General features: G+C 36.5%; 17 protein-coding genes, 1 pseudogene and 1 CRISPR repeat array. Of the genes and pseudogenes, 16 read left to right on the forward strand and 2 right to left on the reverse strand.

Features of this window, described 5'->3' with window-relative positions; genetic code table 11:
- Positions 1–198: 198 nt before the first annotated feature.
- Positions 199–762: direct repeats of the CRISPR family, unit length 36 nt; unit sequence GTTTTAGAGCTATGTTGTTTTGAATGCTTCCAAAAC.
- Between the two features lie 137 nt (positions 763–899).
- Both RV17_RS13740 and RV17_RS03945 read left to right on the forward strand, forming a co-directional pair.
- Positions 900–1,034 carry a hypothetical protein gene (locus RV17_RS13740; RefSeq protein ID WP_256869189.1) on the forward strand — a complete coding sequence of 45 codons (135 nt, stop codon included), beginning with the start codon at positions 900–902 and terminating at the stop codon, positions 1,032–1,034.
- 54 nt (positions 1,035–1,088) lie between these two features.
- Positions 1,089–1,556 (forward strand): hypothetical protein, encoded by a 468-nt coding sequence (locus RV17_RS03945; protein ID WP_071868597.1) that lies wholly within the window; start codon positions 1,089–1,091, stop codon positions 1,554–1,556.
- 455 nt (positions 1,557–2,011) lie between these two features.
- On the opposite strand, the gene RV17_RS03950 is transcribed toward RV17_RS03945, so the two are convergent.
- Both RV17_RS03950 and RV17_RS03955 read right to left on the reverse strand, forming a co-directional pair.
- Positions 2,012–2,341: an AzlD domain-containing protein gene (locus RV17_RS03950; protein ID WP_071868598.1), complete on the reverse strand. Its 330-nt coding sequence runs from the start codon at positions 2,339–2,341 to the stop codon at positions 2,012–2,014.
- On the reverse strand, positions 2,328–3,035 hold the full coding sequence (locus RV17_RS03955) for an AzlC family ABC transporter permease (protein WP_071868599.1): 708 nt from the start codon (positions 3,033–3,035) through the stop codon (positions 2,328–2,330). Before RV17_RS03955 ends, RV17_RS03950 begins: the two co-directional genes overlap by 14 nt.
- Positions 3,036–3,226: 191 nt before the next feature.
- On the opposite strand from RV17_RS03955, the gene RV17_RS03960 reads away from it, so the two are divergent.
- The 14 genes and pseudogenes from RV17_RS03960 (at position 3,227) to RV17_RS04025 (ending at position 20,672) form a co-directional block, all read left to right on the forward strand.
- Positions 3,227–3,823, forward strand: coding sequence for an NUDIX hydrolase N-terminal domain-containing protein (locus RV17_RS03960; RefSeq protein ID WP_071868600.1), 597 nt, complete (start codon positions 3,227–3,229; stop codon positions 3,821–3,823).
- A gap of 136 nt (positions 3,824–3,959) precedes the next feature.
- Positions 3,960–4,412 (forward strand): MarR family winged helix-turn-helix transcriptional regulator, encoded by a 453-nt coding sequence (locus tag RV17_RS03965; protein ID WP_067483132.1) that lies wholly within the window; start codon positions 3,960–3,962, stop codon positions 4,410–4,412.
- 18 nt (positions 4,413–4,430) lie between these two features.
- Positions 4,431–4,967, forward strand: coding sequence for a GNAT family N-acetyltransferase (locus tag RV17_RS03970; RefSeq protein WP_067483130.1), 537 nt, complete (start codon positions 4,431–4,433; stop codon positions 4,965–4,967).
- A 1-nt stretch (position 4,968) separates the two neighbouring features.
- Positions 4,969–5,682, forward strand: coding sequence for a B3/B4 domain-containing protein (locus RV17_RS03975; RefSeq protein WP_067483694.1), 714 nt, complete (start codon positions 4,969–4,971; stop codon positions 5,680–5,682).
- Between the two features lie 189 nt (positions 5,683–5,871).
- Positions 5,872–7,185, forward strand: coding sequence for an NCS2 family permease (locus tag RV17_RS03980; protein ID WP_067483128.1), 1,314 nt, complete (start codon positions 5,872–5,874; stop codon positions 7,183–7,185).
- 156 nt (positions 7,186–7,341) lie between these two features.
- On the forward strand, positions 7,342–7,905 hold the full coding sequence (locus RV17_RS03985) for a bactofilin family protein (RefSeq protein ID WP_067483127.1): 564 nt from the start codon (positions 7,342–7,344) through the stop codon (positions 7,903–7,905).
- Between the two features lie 345 nt (positions 7,906–8,250).
- Positions 8,251–9,864 (forward strand): glycoside hydrolase family 13 protein, encoded by a 1,614-nt coding sequence (locus RV17_RS03990; protein WP_071868601.1) that lies wholly within the window; start codon positions 8,251–8,253, stop codon positions 9,862–9,864.
- 510 nt (positions 9,865–10,374) lie between these two features.
- A pseudogene (locus RV17_RS03995) lies at positions 10,375–11,676 on the forward strand (FAD-dependent oxidoreductase).
- Positions 11,666–13,126: a helix-turn-helix domain-containing protein gene (locus RV17_RS04000; protein ID WP_067481503.1), complete on the forward strand. Its 1,461-nt coding sequence runs from the start codon at positions 11,666–11,668 to the stop codon at positions 13,124–13,126. Before RV17_RS03995 ends, RV17_RS04000 begins: the two are co-directional and overlap by 11 nt.
- A gap of 148 nt (positions 13,127–13,274) precedes the next feature.
- Entirely contained in the window at positions 13,275–14,771 is a 1,497-nt protein-coding gene (glpK, locus tag RV17_RS04005) for a glycerol kinase GlpK (protein WP_071868602.1), read from the forward strand.
- 13 nt (positions 14,772–14,784) lie between these two features.
- Positions 14,785–16,617: a type 1 glycerol-3-phosphate oxidase gene (gene glpO / locus RV17_RS04010; RefSeq protein WP_071868603.1), complete on the forward strand. Its 1,833-nt coding sequence runs from the start codon at positions 14,785–14,787 to the stop codon at positions 16,615–16,617.
- Entirely contained in the window at positions 16,614–17,330 is a 717-nt protein-coding gene (locus tag RV17_RS04015; RefSeq protein WP_067481497.1) for an MIP/aquaporin family protein, read from the forward strand. The genes glpO and RV17_RS04015 overlap by 4 nt, the downstream gene beginning before the upstream one ends.
- Positions 17,331–17,479: 149 nt before the next feature.
- Positions 17,480–18,361, forward strand: coding sequence for a VOC family protein (locus tag RV17_RS04020; protein ID WP_071868604.1), 882 nt, complete (start codon positions 17,480–17,482; stop codon positions 18,359–18,361).
- Between the two features lie 379 nt (positions 18,362–18,740).
- Positions 18,741–20,672 (forward strand): endonuclease MutS2, encoded by a 1,932-nt coding sequence (locus RV17_RS04025; RefSeq protein WP_071868605.1) that lies wholly within the window; start codon positions 18,741–18,743, stop codon positions 20,670–20,672.
- Positions 20,673–20,745: the final 73 nt, after the last annotated feature.

A 20,745-nucleotide genomic window follows, 5' to 3' on the forward strand; every position in this document is an offset into this window, starting at 1 on the left:
TTCTTTGACAAGTAAATCAAACCAATGAAGCATTCAGGCTAAAGCCTTGCTATGGGCGAATAGTGCGATTACGGAACCTCAAAAATTTGAGCCGAGGTTTTAGAGCTATGTTGTTTTGAATGCTTCCAAAACAAAAAGAACTAGAAGAAATTATTCAGTCAAGTTTTAGAGCTATGTTGTTTTGAATGCTTNGCCGAGGTTTTAGAGCTATGTTGTTTTGAATGCTTCCAAAACAAAAAGAACTAGAAGAAATTATTCAGTCAAGTTTTAGAGCTATGTTGTTTTGAATGCTTCCAAAACTACGTTCCATTTTCAAACGCAATTATATTTGTTTTAGAGCTATGTTGTTTTGAATGCTTCCAAAACCGTTATGAGGTAACAGATACTATTCTAGACGTTTTAGAGCTATGTTGTTTTGAATGCTTCCAAAACTACAGACATTGCAGGCGGAGAAGCATTACTGTTTTAGAGCTATGTTGTTTTGAATGCTTCCAAAACAGAATTAGATAATGTAGAAAGTATTTGTTAGTTTTAGAGCTATGTTGTTTTGAATGCTTCCAAAACTGTGTCGTTGATAACATTTTCTTGAATGTGGTTTTAGAGCTATGTTGTTTTGAATGCTTCCAAAACTAAAGTTTGTTTTCAACAATGGGGTTACAAGTTTTAGAGCTATGTTGTTTTGAATGCTTCCAAAACTGCAGATAAATTTTTTACAGCTACTTTGGAGTTTTAGAGCTATGTTGTTTTGAATGCTTCCAAAACGACTATTTTGAAAGTAGTTCATAATCCACTGTTTTAGAGCTATGCTGTTTGACGGACAAACTCATCTGTTTCTGAAAGCAAGCAGTATACATTCATACGATCAAATAAAAAAAGATGTAACAAATGGAAAAATAACAATGATTGAAGATGCAAAAAATTTTGAAGGAAATCCAGTGGTGAGGGTTATAGCACAAACAAGTAAAGAAGATGTCGGAAAGAGTGACACGCTAGGACGAAGCGATTTCCAGTTCCTAGGTGCTAATACTGAATGATTTACACCGCTACTTAGCAAATAGATAGGCAAAAAAAGTGTAAAGGAAGTATTTATGAAAAAGGTTGTTGTTACACTCATAATAATAACTATCCTTGTCGTAGGGTTTCTTTTCGTAGGCGCTAAACGTACAGAAAATCTACTACAAAATAAGGTTGAAAGTACCACTACAAGTGATGAAGAGGCAAATGACAGTTCAATCCAGTTCAAAATTATTGATTCAAATAAAAGAGATTTGGGAAAAATGATTAACCTGAATAAGTTAGACTCAAATGAAATCTGTTTTATCTTTGATTATTTGCCTTTCGATTATTATACTGGTCTTTATTTGGATGGCGAAGAGGTCCAGCAACCAACTGGTGCCACTAAACTGGAATTTGGTTTTTATTTGGATGAAGACAAAAATAGTCAATTTTTGAAAAAAGGGAAACACAAGATTGATATAAAAATAGTTGAAACTAAAGAGGATATTAAAAAAAGGCAATATTTTGAAGAAATATCTTTTGAATATTCCATACAATAATGCTTTAGAGCTATACTGTCTTGAATAGGTACAAAGATTATTTTTGACACAAATCTGAGGGGAATGCTAGAGATTGTGAAATTTTGTTAATTACTTTAAGTTTTTTTGCTACAAAAACTCATGATTCATGAGCTTGATAGGATGATCCTCTCTACTATATACATAATGTTCACCGAGAATAGATAAAGATACGATGTCACTGGCAAATACTTGATATAATCAGAGAAGTAACGAGTACAGATTCAAAGTAGGGAGACTTGAGACTTTTAAATAAACTTCATTTGTTGTTTGAGTTGCAGGTTGATCGTTTCTAGCGTAAAGTTTGCTCTTGTGATTGTATTTCTGATTTTTACGATAATCATATTAGGGACAGTTTCATAAAATTCATAAAAATTAATACAAAAAATCCTACAAATACAGTGTTTTTTACTGTGATTGCAGGATTTTTTTGCTTATTATAAAATGAAAAATCGAAGAGCTGCTAAAGAGATCATCCCTACGATGACAATTACTAGTAAGTTTTTAGAAATGATTGCACTGATTACTGTTGGCAAGGAAGCAAGTAAGTTTTCCCAGTCAATGCTTGGAAGATGTCCCAGGTTTTGAATGAATAAACTATTGAACCATAAGGCAGACATGATAACGATTGGTACGAAGCTCAAAAATTCTGCTACGGGTTGGGAAAAGTTCATTCGCTTAATAAAAAGAAAAGGTAAGACTCGTGATAACCAAGTCGCTAAGCCGCAACCTAAAATAGTAAAAAAAAGATAACTAGTAGAATACATGTTTCATCATCACCCCAAATCCACAGCCTAAAAGTGTTACCACAATAATTAATAAATTACTTGGTATAAAGATTAATCCAAGAACGATTAATACGAGTGTAAATAGAATAACGGAAAATTGCAGAGAAAGAGGTAATGTCCGATCTGCGATTACCTGAAGATAAAGCAGGCCAATAAACATCGCAACAATTGCAAAATCAAGTCCGAGTTGTTTGGGATCGTTAATAAAGTTACCCATCAGAGCACCAATCATTGTTGCTCCAACCCATGTTAAATAAGAAATAATATTTGCTGTATTGAGCCACTCAAATGATAGCTTTCCTTTACTAAAATTCAATTTGTTCATTCCCAACGCAAAACTTTCATCTGTTAGTAGTGTTCCTAGCATCATATTTTGTGCTAATGTATTTTCTTTCAAATAATTTGCTAAGGTTGTACTCATTAAGATCATACGTGAGTTGACTAGAAAAGTGGATAAAATAATTGATAATACAGGGCTTGAAACAGTTAGCATGCTGACAGTGATGAATTGTGCAGAACCTGCGTAAACAAAAGCTGAGAGCATGAAAATAACGAATAAATGAAGACCAGCAGCGTGTCCAACGACACCGAATGCAATGCCAATGCCGATATACCCAAAAACAGTAGGCAAAGTATCTTTAATGGCTGTTTTATAATCTAATTGTCCGTTCATCCTTTTTCTCCTTTCTTGATGTGCCACTAAGAATAGCAGAAAACTTATTGAGTTTCTACTTGTGTGTCAAAATAAATATTTGGAAATTTTCTCTAAAGTTTTGTCAAGAAAATTGAAACATTTAGTTAAGCGTAAACGATTACGTTAGACTGAGAGTAAGTGATTGTATTTTTTGGAAGGAGAAAAGAAGTATGAATGATTTAGAGATGTATCGCAGGCTATTAGCGATTGCTGAAGCAGGATTGTACTATGGAAAAGATGAATTTGACAAAGAGCGGTATCAAGAGTTAAAGAAGCTTTCTTTGGAGCTACTGAGCAAGGTGGGGAAGGAGTCCGTTGACGAGCTATCTCAATTAACAGAAAGAAATGAAGGATACCCGACACCTAAAGTTGATGTTCGCGCGTACATTAAGGAAGAAGCTAAAGTGTTGCTGGTTGAAGACAAAAAAACAAAAGAATGGGCGTTACCAGGTGGTTATGCCGAAGTAGGTTTGTCTCCAAAAGAAAATATTCAAAAAGAAGTATTAGAAGAAACCGGATTAATTGTTCAAGTGAATGATTTATTAGGTGTTTTTGATACGAATTTGAGAAAAGATATTCCGCAAGTCTATCAATATTATAAACTGATTTTTAGTTGCTCGATTATCAAAGGTTCTTTTGTTGAAAATAACGAAACTTCAAATATGGCTTTTTTTGCATTAGATAGCTTACCTAAACTGTCGGTAAAACGAACAACGAGAGAACAACTAGCGTATTTGCAGCAACAAGAGAACACTTATTTTGAGTGAAGTAATTCAAACCATTGAGTCAAATCAATTAGCAGATGAGCGGATTGATTTGGCTCTTAGTTAATCAAAATAAATTGTTGCATTTACAACAAATAAGAGTAAACTAGAAAATAAATAAGTGAAAAGAGGGGTTTAATTGGTAGAGATTCTTCGAGATATTGGTGTGATTGCTCGAGCATTGGACTCAATCAGTAATATTGAATTCAAAGAAGTTGATTTGACACGTGGGCAGTATCTTTACCTGGTTCGAATTTGTGAAAATCCCGGAATTATTCAGGAAAAATTAGCAGAAATGATCAAAGTAGATCGGACAACAACTGCTCGTGCCATTAAAAAATTGGAAAAAAACGGGATGATCAAGAAAGAGCAAGATCAAGAAAATAGAAAAATAAGACATCTTTACCCAACAAGTAAAGGAAAAACTGTTTATCCTTTGATCATTCGAGAAAATGAGCATTCAAATCAAGTTGCGTTACAAGGGATTACAGAAGAGGAAGCACAACAACTGAAAACTTTATTAGAAAAAGTGAGTGCAAACGTAAGTGATGATTGGAATTTTGTAAAAAAAGGAAATAAACGAATTTATTGAAAGGAAATCTTATTTTATATGGAAGAAATAACGCTAAAAAAACTAACAGAAGACGATGCACAACAACTACAAACAATCAGCATTGAAACGTATGTAGACACATTTGGAGAATTCAATACAGCAGAAAATATGGCGACTTATTTGGAAGAAGCTTATGAAATCGATAAGTTACGTCGAGAATTAACTACGATTGGTTCGGAATTTTATTTATTAATGGTGTCCGATATCCCAGCAGCTTATCTAAAAATTAATATTGATGAACAACAATCAGAAGAGATGCCAGCAATCTTTTTAGAAATTGAACGCATTTATGTGCGAAAACAGTTTAAACGTATGGGTCTAGGAAATCGTTTGATGGAACTAGCGATTGCTAAAGCGAAGGAAAAAAAGAAAGAAAAAATTTGGTTAGGTGTTTGGGAACACAATAAAACAGCATTAGCTTTTTATGATAAATGGGGATTTACTCATTTTAGTGAACATATTTTTTATATGGGTGATGATGCACAAACAGATTATATCTTTGTCAAAGAACTTCTTGGAGAGGATGAAAAGTGAAATGAAAAAGGTGATAGTTGATACAACATTTTGGGAAGTTTTTCCGGAGGCGACGATTGAACTACTAGTTATTGAAGGAATGAATAATCAGGTTGATCTGTCCAATGAACCGGGATTTACTCAGTTACTGGATCAAGCGGCGAAAAAAGCACAAGTTTATCTAACGGAGGAGCCATTTAGTCAAAATGAAGTGATTGCACAGTGGCGTAAAGCTTTTACGAAATTCAAAACTAAAAAAGGCGCACGTTCATCAATTGAAGCTTTATTAAAGCGAGTTAGCCAAGGCCGCAAATTTTTGCCAATCAATCCATTAGTGGACTGCTACAACAGTATTTCTTTAGAATATGGTGTGCCATGTGGGGGCGAAGATCTAGAAAAAATCAAAGGTCATTTACAACTGGGAAAAGCAGTTGGTGGCGAAAAATTTTTGCCTTTGGGTGCACTAGATGATGCGCCGGCTTTACCAGAAGAACTAATTTATTTTGATGAAGAGGGCGCAATTTGTCGGTGTTTGAATTGGCGTGAAGCACAGCGAACGATGCTGACGGAAGAAACCACAAAGGCAGTCTTGGTGATTGAGTCAATCAATGAAGAGCAGGCATTTCGTGGCGCACAAGCAATGGAAGCTTTGAAAGAATTAACGGAGAAAACGTTCAACATAACTGGAAAAAGAAGTACGTTAACAGCTGAAAACCCTGAAACGGTTATTCAATAAAAAAACTAATGTTAGTATGATCGTCTTAAATGAAAGCTTAGGCTGGAAAATGTTCGTGTTTTGCTGATTATTCTAAATTTTGGTTTACTTATGTTGCTAATTATTATATGATTAAACACGTCGTTTTAGTGTTTAATCATTTTTTTGCGGACTTATTTTTTAATGTTCGGATTTTTAGGAGGATGTCAGATGAAGGAAAAAATACTTTCCTACTTCGAGCTAGAAAAGCTAAATACTACGGTCAAACGTGAGGTGTTAGCTGGTTTTACTACGTTTATTTCGATGGCGTATATTTTATTTGTTAATCCAACTGTATTGGGTGCTTCTGGTATGGATGAAGGAGCGGTCTTTACAGCAACGGCCTTAGCAAGTGCGCTGGGCTGTATTTTAATGGGCGTTTTAGCACGTTATCCGATAGCAACTGCACCAGCACTAGGAATTAATGCGTTCTTTGCTTATTCTGTTTGTTTGGGAATGGGTATTCCTTGGGAAACAGCACTAGCAGGGGTATTTGTAGCTTCGTTGATTTTTATAATCATTACGATTTTTAAATTACGTGAGATGATTATTGATGCGATTCCAGCAGATTTAAAGTATGCGATTTCTGGGGGAATTGGTTTATTTATTGCTTTCTTAGGTTTAAGTGAAGGTGGAATTATTGTAGCAAATGAATCAACATTGGTAGGCTTAGGCCCGTTGAACGTGGGATCTACTTGGTTAACTATATTTGGTTTGGTAGTGACAGCTATTCTATTGGTTCGTCGTGTTCCAGGTGGAATTTTTATTGGGATGATTGGAACCACATTACTTGGTTTAGTTACTGGTTTGATCCAAATGCCAACACAAATCATTTCAGCTGCACCAAGTTTGAAACCAACATTTTTGGTTGCTCTGAAACACATTGGTGACATTAATTCTCTACAAATGTGGGTCGTTGTCTTAACTTTCTTATTAGTTACTTTCTTTGATACAGCTGGAACTTTAGTTGGTTTAGCCAATCAAGCGGGCTTCATGCGAGAGAACAAAATGCCTCGAGTTGGTAAAGCGTTGGCAGCTGATTCAACAGCAATGTTAGCTGGCTCATTGTTAGGAACTTCGCCAGTTGGCGCCTATGTAGAATCTTCCGCAGGGATTGCCGTGGGCGGACGCTCTGGTTTGACTGCTATTACAACGGGTGGATTTTTCTTGCTAGGTTTGTTCTTCTCACCTTTATTAGCAATCGTAACACCACAAGTTACGGCACCAGCATTGATTATTGTAGGTGTACTGATGGCTCAGTCACTTCGCCAAATTGAATGGGGAAAAATGGAAATTGCGATTCCTTCTTTCTTGATTTTGATTGGTATGCCATTAACTTACAGTATCTCTGATGGGATTGCGTTAGGATTTATTTTCTATCCAATCACAATGATTGCTGCCAAACGTGGAAAAGAAGTTTCGCCTATCATGTATTTATTATTCTTTGTTTTTATTGGCTTTATGTGGATTTTAAATGTGAATTAGCAGATAAATCATGGTCTATTTGTAAGTGAAATAACTTACAGATAGGCTTTTTTCTTAATTAAAACAGAAGAAAAGATACAATTTATTGATTTGTAGGCGTTTTATTAGTAAAATTGTGATGAGTAAAACTAACTCACAACAATTGGAGGTAACATCATGAAACACACAAAATTAGCAACAACAGTCGTAACTTTGGCAGCAGCAGGAATGTTTTTAACAGCTTGTGGCTCAGATTCAGATAAAGGAACAGCAGCATCTTCTTCAAGCACTGCTTCAACAACAGAAGTAGTTTCAGGTGCATCAGTAAGTGATAAAGCAAGCGACTTAGAAAAAGCATTAGGTGCTGACGGTAACTGGATCGTTGCAACCACTGCAGACGTTACATTTGATAACGACGTAACCGTTGCTGGTGAATTCCACGACAAAGGTGAAGCAAGTAACGATATCTACCGTAAATTTGCTTTGTATGCACAAGATGATAAACATACAGTAACAGATGAATATACAGTAACAGTTCCAACATTGATCGTTGAATCAGAAAACTTCAACATCGTTCACGGAACAGTTAAAGGAAACATCGAAGTAAAAGCAAACGGCTTTGTTTTAAACGGTGCTAAAGTTGACGGAAACATCACATTTGAAAAACAAGAATATAAAGATTCTGCTGTTTTAGATGAAGATGGTGCATCAGTAACTGGTGACGTAACAGTCGCTGAATAAAATGATGTATTTAACTAAATAACATCTAGCTTTTTCACCAAGTGATCTTGGTAGAGAGAAGTAATCCAGAGGAGAAGTCCTCTGGATTTTTTTGTGTTGTGAAGAGATGGTAATTGATTCAAAAATTGTTATCGTTAACATTCATCACGAATATTCTTTCTAGTGATTGTTGTGAAAGGCTTTTTGTTTTTTTAATGAAAAACGACAAGAAACGGTCTATTTACTATTTGATTTAGTCACGCTACAATTCAATCAACAAGATTTAAAGGGAAAAAGCTAATTTAGTTGAACAAAAACGTAAGCGATTTCTTTTTTTGCTTTAGTAAATGTGCAGGAGGAATGAATATGAGTGAACAGTGGTGGCAACGCGCAGTCGTTTATCAAATTTATCCACGTAGTTTTCAAGATACAAATGGAGATGGAATTGGCGATTTACAAGGAATCATTCGGCGATTAGATTATTTAGAAAATTTAGGGATTGATGCTATCTGGCTTTCACCTGTTTATCAATCACCGAACGACGATAATGGGTACGACATCAGTAATTACGAAGAAATCATGAGTGAGTTTGGCACGATGACGGATATGGAAGAATTGATTGCAGAAGGAAGAAAGAAAAATATCCGAATCATTATGGATTTGGTAGTCAATCATACCTCAGATGAACATGCTTGGTTTGTTGAAGCACGCAAGAGTCCAGAAAATCCTTATCGTGATTACTACATTTGGCGTGACCCTGTTGCCGGTCAGGTGCCTAATGAGCTGCGTTCTACTTTTAGTGGTTCTGCTTGGGAATTGGATGAGGCATCAGGACAATATTTCTTGCATTTATTTAGTAAAAAACAACCGGATTTAAACTGGGAAAATGAAAAAGTCCGTCAAGAAGTCTATGACATGATGAATTTTTGGATTGAGAAAGGCGTCGGCGGATTCCGAATGGACGTGATTGATTTGATAGGCAAACTTCCAGATCAAGAAATTACAGGAAATGGACCAAGACTTCATGAATATTTACAGGAAATGAATACTGAAACGTTTGGTGGAAAAGATCTCTTAACGGTTGGCGAAACATGGGGTGCCACGCCAGAAATTGCGAAGCGATATTCTGATCCAAAGCGAAATGAACTATCTATGGTTTTCCAATTTGAACATGTTGGCTTAGACCAACAAGTAGGAAAAGAAAAATGGGATTTAGCACCATTAGATTTAACCAAGTTGAAGGAAGTATTGTCAAAATGGCAAACTTCTTTAGGAAACGAAGGATGGAATAGTTTATTTTGGAATAACCATGATTTGCCGCGAATCGTTTCAAGATGGGGAAACGACCAACAGTATCGAGTAGAGAGTGCCAAACTGTTTGCGATTCTTTTGCACATGATGAAAGGGACGCCGTATATTTATCAAGGAGAAGAAATTGGAATGACGAATTATCCGATTTCTGACATTTCAGAAGCAGAAGACATTGAAACCATCAATATGTATCATGAACGAATTGAAAAAGGCTATACCAAAGAAGAAATTATTCGGTCAATCAATACAAAAGGACGAGATAACGCACGTACCCCAATGCAATGGGACGACAGTCCAAACGGTGGCTTCACTACAGGAACACCATGGTTACATGTGAATCCAAACTATCAAACGATCAATGTGGAACAAGCATTAACAGATTCGAGTTCGATTTTTTATACCTATCAGCAATTGATTGCTTTACGAAAAGAACATGACGTTATTGTGTGGGGGGAGTATGAATTAGTGCAAACATCCACAGAGATTTTTGCTTATTTACGTAGTTTAGGTGATGAAAAATGGCTGATTGCATGCAATTTATCTGAACAAAGTCAGACACTTTCAGTTCCAAAAAGTAAAGAAATTATTTTAACCAACTATGAATTGACTGAGGTACCTGTTGGGGAAGTGACGATGCGTCCTTATGAAGCGTTTGTGTTAAAGGTTTGACAAGAAATAAACGATAAAAGTCAGGCAGTTCCAATAATTTTCGTGAGCTGTCTGTCTTTATTGACAACTTATTACGAAAAAATAGGTATAGATTTTTGACAAATAATCCAAAGCATCATATGATATGCACACATGATTTTTTCAACAAAGGTATACAATTGTTTTGTAACCTTAAATAACGAAAATTAAGATGTTTGAATCATTTTTTTCGTGAAAAGAAAGAGTAGCTAACAAATGCAACCGGCGTGGTTCAAATCATTGGAAGTTTTTGCTTGAGTAATAATTCTTGATCAGAAACTTTACATAAATTCGCTCCAATTCATTTACAATTCAAACACACACAAGAAAACTTAGTAAAAGAGACGAACTCACCTGAGGGAGAGAAGGATTCTTTTTTTCTGAGTTTTTTTGTTGTTTTTAAGAAAAAATCGTTAAGAAGAGTGATATTTTTGAAACATTTTGGTTGAAATGCTATTCTGCAAATAGGAAGATCAGAAAAGGAGAACATAGATGAAGATTGTAATCATTGGTGGTTCATTCGCAGGAATCCGCGCAGCTCAATTACTTAACGAAGCGTGTCCACAAGCAGAAATCTATTTGATCGAAAAACAAAATGAAATCGGTTTTATCCCAAGTAGCTTTCATCTGCTTTTGACGAAACAAATCGTTGATAAAAAACAAAGTCACTGGATAACAAAAGAAAGACTTGAAGAAACTAGTCGAATCAATGTATTGACACAAAAGTCAGCGATTGGATTAGTTGAAAACGAAGTGTTATTAGACAACGGCGAAAAGGTGCCTTTTGACCAATTGATTATTGCGACGGGTTCAGCACAAAGCTTTAAACGATTGGACGAGGCTGAGGCACAGCATATTTATTCAGTTAAGAGTGGAACCAATTTTACTGAGCTGGAAACAGTGCTCGCACAAGCGGATAAAGTAGCGGTGGTTGGGGGCGGCCAAGTGGGTGTGGAATTAGCAGAAGACTTAACAACTCTAGGGAAGAAAGTTGATCTTTATGAAAGCCGCAACCAGATTTTGTTTCGTTATCTTGATGAACAAATGACAGAGCCAATCCTGAATGAGATGACAAAAAGCGGCATACAGCTTTTCTTGAATGAACAAGTCCAAGTTTTAGCCGATAAAAATGGTGCTATTTTAGAATCTGAAAAACGCAAAGCTCGTTATGATGTAGTTTTATTAGCGAATCATACGCGCCCAGATAACCGTTTGTGGGCAGAGACTATCAAGCTGAATGATGATGGAACGATTTGGGTAGACGACTATTTACGAACTTCACGAAAAGATGTGTATGCTATTGGCGATGCCATCCAAGTAACCTTTCGACCAACACAAGAAAAAATGTATGTTTCGCTAGTGAACAATGCCATTCGAACAGCACAAGTAGTTAGTCAAACAATCAGCGGCAAACCGACGAAAGATGTGGGCACCTACCGACCCGTTGGTAATAAATAGTTTGGTCACTTTGTTGGCAGTGTAGGCTTAACGGAAAGTGAACGATTTTTTTATGCAAGAAAAGTTCGGAAAATCAATCAAGAACATCGTGTTTCGCTGACGAATAATGAAAAGATTTCTCTTCAGTTATTAGTTGATCAAGAGACGGATCAGTTGATTGGTGCACAACTTCAAAGTAAATCATCGGTTTTCCGATTATTGGATTTATTGACGATTGCGATTGAGCAGCAGTGGACGCTACAACAACTGGAAGCGCATGAGTTATTTTTCCAACCAGAATACCGGACTCCAGAAACGATTTTGACAGAGATGAGTGGGTCTTCCTATGAGGATTGAAGAATTACTAGAAAAGAAGGAGCAACTACAAGTAACAATTTTACGTCAGTTGGTCTTGCGAGGTGGACAGGCATCCCTGAATGAGTTACGTCATGAGGTGGATTTGTCCAAGTCATCCTTTGATTCCTACTTGGAAGAAATTGAACTGATTGGTTTAAGTATGCAAAAAAAAGTAGAAGTTGTTCGAACCGATTATCAAGTAATCTTGTCTTTGGATGAAACAGTAAGTTTGGAACAAATTGTGTTACATCTTTTACAAGATAGCTTGAAATATAAATTACTGACATATTTATTGGAACATCAGCAAGCTTCAATCGTTCAATTAGCAACGGCTTTTTCTATCAGTGAGTCGTCTGTTTTTCGTAAAATCAAAGAATTAAATCTATTATTGAAAGAGTTTGGAATCCAGATAAAGAATGGTCAACTTTACGGAGAAGAACTCCAAGTACGGTATTTTTATTACGAATTATTCCAATTTATTCCTGAAGAACAACGTCCACTTTATCTTCAAAATACACCAGATAAAAAGACCATTATTTTAGGGTTGGAAAATGTGTTAGAAACTAGTTTTTCCGCATTTTCGACTGCCCAACTAGCTTGTTGGGTTGGAATTACGAAGAAGCGATTGGTGAGCGAAAAAACTACTTTTTCAACTTTGCGGGAAAAGAAAAAGCTGTATCAAGAGGACCGGCTATATCAAGCAGTTGACTCGATCTTGATTTTATATTTGAGTCGATTAGCAGCGGATTTAAGTGCATATGAAACACTGATGTTTTATAGTTTTTTTGTTTCTTTTTCTATTTTAGAAGAGGAGACTTTTTACCAATATGAGTTAACCCGAAGCAAAAAATTACCAACTGCGGTTTTGGATACATACATTCGAGAAACAATGTTATGGCATTACCGTCCAAGGAGATTAAAAATTAGTGAAGAAAAGGCTGTGGGGTATCAACTCTCGCAAATCAACAATGAATTATATTTCTTTTATGGTAAATTAACGATTTATGATCGTAAACATTTGCTCGAACAGCAGAAAAAAATGCTTGGTCATTCTTTAAGCAAGTTATTGGAACAACTAAAAGAAACAGCAATCAAGCAGTTACCTGCGAAAAAGTTTGATGCTCAAACGTTGGATAACTTAATGATTTTATATGCCAGCGTTCTGATGATGATTGATTTTTATATTGCTAAATTGGTAGTTATCGGGATTGATTTGACAACGTTACCGATTTACCGCATTGCTTTCCAACAATTTTTATTGAGCGAGCTTAAGGGAATCAGCGGTGTTCAGGTAGAATCGTATCAAGAAGGGAAAAAATACGATCTTATCATAACGTTTAATCAAATCAATAAGGAAGAGAATCGGTATTATCTTTCTGAATTTGCTTCTAGTTATGACATTGTGCGATTGAAAAAACAAATTGAACGCTACAAAAAAGAAAAAAATTAATATCTTTGAAAACCAGATGTATCAAGGGGTTGAAAGAAAACTGTCAAAAATAATTCAAAAAAATCAATTTTTGGCAGTTTCTTTTTTTAAATACATTGTATGATTAGTTCAGTTAAAGAAAGCGTTTGCAAAAAATGGAGGGATAACAATGACAGAATCAACTTACATTATGGCCATTGATCAAGGAACAACGAGCTCACGAGCGATCATCTTTGACAAAAAGGGAAGACACATCGGCAGTTCGCAAAAAGAGTTCACTCAACATTTTCCTCAAGATGGTTGGGTAGAGCACGATGCAAATGAAATTTGGAACTCAGTTCAATCAGTTATTGCAGGAGCATTTATTGAATCAGGAATCAAACCCAATCAAATCGCTGGGATTGGTATTACGAATCAACGTGAAACGACAGTTGTTTGGGAAAAAGATACAGGACGACCAATTTATCACGCAATTGTTTGGCAATCTCGTCAATCAGCAGATATTGCGAATCAATTGAAAGAAGAAGGTTATCAAAAATTCTTCCATGAAAAAACAGGATTAGTGATTGATGCTTACTTCTCGGCTACTAAAATTCGTTGGATTTTAGACCATGTGGAGGGTGCGCAAGAGCGTGCAGAAAAAGGCGAATTACTTTTTGGAACAATTGACTCATGGTTGGTTTGGAAGTTGACGGATGGACAAGCACACGTAACAGACTATTCAAACGCCAGCAGAACGATGTTGTTTAATATTCATAACTTAGAATGGGATCAAGAGATTCTTGATTTGTTGAACATTCCTCGTGCAATGCTACCAAAAGCAACGTCAAATTCAGAAGTTTATGGTCATACACAAGGCTATCATTTTTATGGTAGTGAGGCACCAATTTCAGGAATGGCTGGCGACCAACAAGCAGCATTATTTGGTCAGATGGCATTTGAACCTGGGATGGTAAAAAATACGTATGGTACAGGTTCATTTATTGTCATGAACACTGGAGAAACGCCACAATTATCAAAAAATAATTTATTAACCACGATTGGTTATGGGATCAATGGCAAAGTGTACTATGCGTTAGAAGGAAGTATTTTTGTGGCAGGTTCTTCTATCCAATGGCTACGCGATGGGTTACAGATGATGCAAAAAGCAAGTGACTCAGAGGAAGCGGCAAGACGTTCAACAAGTGATGATGAAGTCTATGTTGTTCCAGCATTTGTAGGTCTAGGTGCCCCTTATTGGGATCAAGCCGCACGTGGAGCAATGTTTGGGATTACTCGTGGAACGACGAAAGAAGATATCATTAAAGCAACATTACAAGGAATTGCTTATCAAGTGCGTGACATCATTGAAACAATGCAGGCAGATACGGGCATTCAAATTCCAGTATTAAAAGTAGATGGTGGAGCTGCCAACAATGAGTATTTGATGCAATTTCAAACAGATATTTTGAACACACCAATCCAACGAGCTGAAAACTTGGAAACCACTGCTTTAGGAGCAGCTTTCTTGGCAGGTTTAGCAGTAGGTTATTGGAAAGATATGGATGAAATTCGTGAATTTTACGAAGCTGGAAAAATGTTTGAGGTTCAAATGGAAGAACCAAGACGTGAGAAACTTTACAGTGGCTGGAAAAAAGCTGTAGAAGCAACACGCGTATTTGAATAAGGGAGGAAAAACCATGTTCTCAAAGAAAACACGACAAGCAAGTATTCAAGCAATGCAAAAAGAAGAGTTGGATTTACTCATCATTGGTGGTGGGATTACTGGTGCTGGGGTAGCAGTGCAAGCTGCTGCGGCTGGCATGAAGACTGGTTTAATCGAAATGCAAGATTTTGCTGAAGGAACTTCTTCACGTTCAACTAAACTAGTTCATGGTGGAATTCGTTATTTGAAAAATTTTGATGTCGAAGTTGTAGCAGACACAGTTACTGAACGTGCTGTGGTACAGCAGATTGCACCACACATTCCTAAGCCAGATCCAATGCTACTACCTATTTATGAAGATGAAGGTGCAACGACTTTCAATATGTTTTCTGTCAAAATTGCTATGGATTTATACGATCGTTTGGCTAATGTGATTGGGACAAAGTATGAAAATTATACATTGGCGTCAGATGAAGTTTTAAAACGTGAACCATTTTTGAAAAAAGAGGGGTTGTTAGGTGCGGGCGTGTACCTTGATTTTCGTAACAATGATGCACGATTAGTCATTGACAACATCAAAAAAGCAGCTGAAGATGGTGCTTACTTGGTAAGTAAAATGAAAGCGGTTGGCTTTTTGTATGAAGGAAATCAAATCGTTGGCGTTAAAGCAAGAGATTTATTGACCGACGAAGTAGTTGAAATCAAAGCAAAAGTTGTAATCAATACAAGTGGGCCTTGGGTCGATAAAGTTCGTAATATGAATTTCTCTCGGGCAGTTGTACCAAAAATGCGTCCGACAAAAGGGATTCATCTAGTTGTTGATAGCAAGAAATTACCAGTACCACAACCAACTTACTTTGATACTGGCAAGCAAGATGGTCGAATGGTCTTCGCTATTCCTCGTGAAAACAAAACGTATTTTGGAACAACAGATACGGATTATCAAGGAGAATATACTGATCCAAAAGTAACACAAGAAGATGTTGACTATCTTTTAGATGTTATCAATCATCGTTATCCAGAAGCAGCGATTACTTTAGATGATATTGAAGCAAGCTGGGCGGGATTGCGTCCGTTATTGATTGGTAATTCTGGTTCAGATTACAATGGTGGCGATAATGGTTCCATCTCAGATAAAAGTTTTAATCAAGTGATTGATGCAGTAACTCAATTTAAAGAAAATCAACTTTCTCGAATTGAAGTCGAAGATGTCTTGAATCATTTAGAAAATAGTCGTGGCGAAAAAGATTTAGCACCATCTGCCATTTCTCGAGGAAGTTCTCTTGAAATCGAACCAGATGGATTAGTAACTTTGTCAGGTGGGAAAATTACCGATTACCGCAAGATGTCTGAAGGGGCATTGACCTTGATTCGCAAACTATTACAAGAAAAATATGACTTGACCTTCAAAGAAATTGATTCAAAAACCTATGCTATTTCCGGTGGCGATTTTGATCCAACAAAACTAGAAGAAACAGTCGAAGAATTAGCAAAAAGCGGTGTGGAAGCTGGCTTGTCTGAAGAAGATGCACGTTATATCGCTGATTTTTATGGGACGAATGCTAAACGAATCTTTGAATTAGCTAAAGAAATGACACCATATGCTGGGTTGAGTTTGGCAGAATCTGCTCGGTTACGTTATGGGTTAGAAAATGAAATGGTTTTAACACCAGGTGATTACTTCATCCGTCGAACAAACCATCTGTTGTTTGAACGCGATCAGTTAGATGAATTAAAACAACCTGTGATTGACGCAATTGCTACTTATTTCAACTGGTCTGAAGAAGAAAAAGAACAAGAAACAAGTCGCTTCAATCAATTGGTCGATGAGTCAGATTTACGTGAATTAAAGGAGGAGAATAAATGAGCGCAGAAATGACCCAAATCATGGGAGAGTTTATTGGTACGTTGATTTTAGTATTACTTGGTGATGGTGTCTGTGCAGCTGTTAACTTGAACAAGAGTAAAGCACAAGCGTCTGGTTGGATTGTCATTGCTTTAGGCTGGGGGATGGCAGTAACGATGGCTGTTTATATTTCTGGGTTTATGGGACCAGCCCACTTAAACCCTGCAGTTAGTATTGCAATGGCGATGACAGGTGCAATCGGTTGGAATCTTGTTTTTCCATTCATTATTGCTCAAATGTTAGGTGCATTTCTTGGTGCAGTATTAGTATGGCTATCTTACTTACCACATTGGGAAGCAACGAAAGATCAAGGTGCTATTTTAGGAACGTTTGCCACTGGACCAGCAATTAGAAATTATCCTGCAAACTTTATTACAGAGTTGATTGGGACCTTTGTTTTAGTTTTAGGTCTACTAGCATTTGGTGAAAATACATTTGCTGCTGGAACGAACGTATTTGCTGTTGGAGGCTTGATTTTAGCAATCGGTCTATCACTTGGTGGACCTACGGGATATGCAATCAATCCAGCTCGTGACTTGGGTCCGCGTATTGCTCACGCCGTGTTACCAATTGGTAATAAAGGAACTTCGGACTGGGCGTATTCTTGGGTACCAGTTCTTGGACCAGTTGTTGGTGCCATCGTAGCTGTCGGTGTCTTTTCATTGATGGTTTGATTATTAGACAAATTAAATCGTGAATCTTTATCAGTGTGAGGTGAAAATTTGCCTCACACTTTTTTTGCGGACAAGCATTTTATTTTAACTTACAAAAAGTAAGTTGTATACTGGATGTAATCAAATAAATAGAAAAAGAGGAAAGTGCGATGGCAATTTTAATACCAGATTTTCAATTAACAGCTACGGCACACATCGGAGTAGTTGCATTAAATGTTTCAAACTTAGTAAAAATGACTGATTTCTATGAACGTGTCATCGGATTAACGTTACTTGAATCAACAGAAAATCAAAGTGTTTTGGGCGTGAAAGATCAAGCGCTATTGATTTTAACCAAAATCGAAAATCCATTACCCGTTACTCGAAAAACTGGGTTATATCATGTCGCGTTTTTATTACCTACACGAGAAGCGTTGGGTGATGCTTTACTTCACTATTTACAAATCGAAGCGCCGATTGCGGGTGCTAGTGACCATGGGTATAGCGAAGCATTGTATCTAACTGACCCCGAAGGAAATGGCATCGAAGTTTATCGAGATAAACCGATGAGTGAATGGACGATTAAAGAAGATGGTGAAATCGTCGGAGTAACGGAAGAGTTGGATGGCGATGGTGTACTGGAAGCAGCTAGCCGGCACTGGCAAGGCTTTCCTAAGGGTACGATTGTAGGTCATGTTCATTTAAAAGTTAGTGATTTAGACCAAACACAAACATTTTTTACAGAAGTGCTCGGGTTGAGTTTGAAAAATGATTTTGGTAACCAAGCAAAATTTTTTGCGGCAGGTTCTTATCATCATCATATTGGTAGCAACATTTGGTTAGGTACACATATCCCAGCGATGGAGCCCAATGATCTTGGCTTAAATTACTATACGTTTGAAGTACCACTAGCTGAATTGACTCGTCTAGAGAAACATTGGAAAACAAAAACAATCGACTATGAAAAAAATGAAGAAGGACAATTGATTCTTTTTGATCCAAATGGAATTCAAGTCAGAATCACTGGCAGAAATCCACAGATTGATGCATAAAATTGACAAACTAAAATTCGCTTGCTATATTTAAGTAGAAAATAAATAAACCTAGATGAATGGGGAATTTTTGTGAGTGTAGCAGGTATCTAATTAGTAAGTTGAATAACCAATGAACCACTAGAGGTTTATTTGGTGTGCTTATGAGTGATACCTGTCAGAAGAACATACTTTTTGACCTTTTAAGGATGGGACACAACTTCTAAGCTGTGTTGCGTCCTTTTTTTGTACGAAAAAAGACGTCATAAGCGAATGTGGGTTGCGTTGCTCCAATGAGTTTTGAAAAGGACTTGAAGTAAGTGTTTATTTTGTGCAATGAAATGTTTCTAGGTGTTTATTTATTTTGAGACGGGTATCTCTTCGCAGAAAAGGAGAGAATATGAATAATCAAATGATTGAAAAACTACAATTTAATGAAATCAAAGAAGAAGTAAAAAAACGTGCGATTGGGCAATACACCAAGGAGCGAATTGAACAAACAACTGTTCAAACAAATTTGCAAACTGTTCAGGTTTGGCAAATGGAGACAAAAGAAGCACGAATGATTTTAGAAAGTAACCAACATGTACCATTTATGGGACTTAGTCGAATTGGTTATTTAACAGATCAAGTAAAAAAAGGCTTGATTTTAGCACCCGCAGACTTGGTTGAATATGCTGATTTTTTGAGAAGTAGTCGAATGATTACGAAGTTTTTTGAGAAAAATCAATATCAAACACCCACTTTACATGTGTATAGTAATCATTTGCCAGATTTATTGCCAGTTGAAGAAATGATTTATCAAAAAATAACTAATCAACAAGTAAGCGATGACGCTTCACGAAATTTAAGAAAAGTACGAAAACAATTACAGAATTTAGAAAAAGAAATTCAAGAACGCTTACTAAAAATTTTACGGCATCCGAATTATAAAGAAATGATTCAAGAGGCAATGATTGTTCAAAAGGGTGAGCATTACACGATTCCAATCAAGGCAAGTTATAAAAATAAATTTTCAGGAACGATTATTGAACAATCAAATAAAGGAACGACTGTTTTTATCGAACCCACGGTTATCGCTAAGTCAAACGAGCAGTACCAGTTGCTGAAAGCAGAAGAAATTGCGGAAGAATACCAAGTGTTAGCTGAACTAACCGGGTTACTAGCAGAAGAAGAGCAAGCAATCAGTTTGATTATTGAAACAATTACAGCGTTAGATATCATTTTTGCCCGCGCGAAGTATAGCCGTGAATTACAAGGAATCACGCCACGCGTCAATAAGTCAGAACGAATTTCAATCAAGCAAGGAAAACATCCTTTCTTAGCTGAAAATGCAGTACCATTAGACTTTGAGTTAGGAATTGATTATCGTGGATTGGTGATTACAGGCGCGAATGCTGGTGGGAAAACAGTTGTATTAAAAACAGTAGGATTATTTACATTGATGGCGATGTTTGGTTTGCAAGTTCCAGCACAAGAAGGAACCGAACTTGCTATTTTCGATGAATTATTCGTAGACATTGGCGATCAACAAAATTTAGAAAATGCGTTGAGTACTTTCTCAGGTCATATGCAAAACATTGCAGAAATTCTAAAAAGGGTGAACAGAAATACGTTAGTTTTACTTGATGAAATTGGCAGTGGAACAGAACCAAATGAGGGTGCGGCACTAGCTGTTGCGATTATGGAAACAATGTATGAGCAAGGTGCCTTGTTAGTTGCGACGACCCATTATGGTGAAATCAAAAAGTTTGCTAAGGAGCATGAAGATTTTATTCCTGCAGCGATGGCATTTGATAGAGATGCTTTACAACCGAAATACTTATTACAAGTAGGTGAAACAGGGGATAGCCAAGCGTTGTGGATTGCGAAAAAAATGAAGATGTCTTCCAAACTGATCGATCAAGCACAAACGTATATCCAACAAAAAACGTATCAAACAAAGAAAAAAGACTTTGCTGATTTGGGTCAAATCTTTGAGAATAAAAAGAACGAATTAGCTAAACGGCATTTTGAAAAAGGGGATCGTGTATGGCTAACAGAACATCAAAAAGAGGGACTAGTATTTGAAGATGACGGTTCAGAAAAAGTAATGATTTATTTCAACAACGAAAAGATAGCAGTTCTTCGTCAACGTGTGCAGTTCAGACGAAGTGCAAGTGAACTATATCCTGAAGGTTACGATTTAGATAGTTTGTTTATTGATTTTAAAACGAGAAAAAAACAACGTGATTTAGAAAGAGGATCAAAAAAGGCGCATAAAGAGTTGCTGAAAGAAATGCGTACGCGACAGCATCAAAAGAAAAAAGAAACAGATAGTTACTATCACTAAGAAGCGTAATCCACTACGGTAGTGTTTTAGTAGAGCTTAAGTTAAAATAAAATGGAACAAGTTTTGATAAAGG

The organism is Enterococcus thailandicus (genome assembly GCF_001886265.1).
GTDB classification, from domain to species: Bacteria; Bacillota; Bacilli; order Lactobacillales; family Enterococcaceae; genus Enterococcus_B; species Enterococcus_B thailandicus.

Excerpts from the sequence above, each read along its gene's own strand:
- RV17_RS13740 (WP_256869189.1), top strand. The coding sequence starts at position 900 with ATGATTGAAGATGCAAAAAATTTTGAAGGAAATCCAGTGGTGAGGGTT.
- RV17_RS03945 (WP_071868597.1), top strand. The coding sequence starts at position 1,089 with ATGAAAAAGGTTGTTGTTACACTCATAATAATAACTATCCTTGTCGTA.
- RV17_RS03950 (WP_071868598.1), bottom strand. The coding sequence starts at position 2,341 with ATGTATTCTACTAGTTATCTTTTTTTTACTATTTTAGGTTGCGGCTTA.
- RV17_RS03955 (WP_071868599.1), bottom strand. The coding sequence starts at position 3,035 with ATGAACGGACAATTAGATTATAAAACAGCCATTAAAGATACTTTGCCT.
- RV17_RS03960 (WP_071868600.1), top strand. The coding sequence starts at position 3,227 with ATGAATGATTTAGAGATGTATCGCAGGCTATTAGCGATTGCTGAAGCA.
- RV17_RS03970 (WP_067483130.1), top strand. The coding sequence starts at position 4,431 with ATGGAAGAAATAACGCTAAAAAAACTAACAGAAGACGATGCACAACAA.
- RV17_RS03975 (WP_067483694.1), top strand. The coding sequence starts at position 4,969 with ATGAAAAAGGTGATAGTTGATACAACATTTTGGGAAGTTTTTCCGGAG.
- RV17_RS03980 (WP_067483128.1), top strand. The coding sequence starts at position 5,872 with ATGAAGGAAAAAATACTTTCCTACTTCGAGCTAGAAAAGCTAAATACT.
- RV17_RS03985 (WP_067483127.1), top strand. The coding sequence starts at position 7,342 with ATGAAACACACAAAATTAGCAACAACAGTCGTAACTTTGGCAGCAGCA.
- RV17_RS03990 (WP_071868601.1), top strand. The coding sequence starts at position 8,251 with ATGAGTGAACAGTGGTGGCAACGCGCAGTCGTTTATCAAATTTATCCA.
- RV17_RS04000 (WP_067481503.1), top strand. The coding sequence starts at position 11,666 with ATGAGGATTGAAGAATTACTAGAAAAGAAGGAGCAACTACAAGTAACA.
- glpK (WP_071868602.1), top strand. The coding sequence starts at position 13,275 with ATGACAGAATCAACTTACATTATGGCCATTGATCAAGGAACAACGAGC.
- glpO (WP_071868603.1), top strand. The coding sequence starts at position 14,785 with ATGTTCTCAAAGAAAACACGACAAGCAAGTATTCAAGCAATGCAAAAA.
- RV17_RS04015 (WP_067481497.1), top strand. The coding sequence starts at position 16,614 with ATGAGCGCAGAAATGACCCAAATCATGGGAGAGTTTATTGGTACGTTG.
- RV17_RS04020 (WP_071868604.1), top strand. The coding sequence starts at position 17,480 with ATGGCAATTTTAATACCAGATTTTCAATTAACAGCTACGGCACACATC.
- RV17_RS04025 (WP_071868605.1), top strand. The coding sequence starts at position 18,741 with ATGAATAATCAAATGATTGAAAAACTACAATTTAATGAAATCAAAGAA.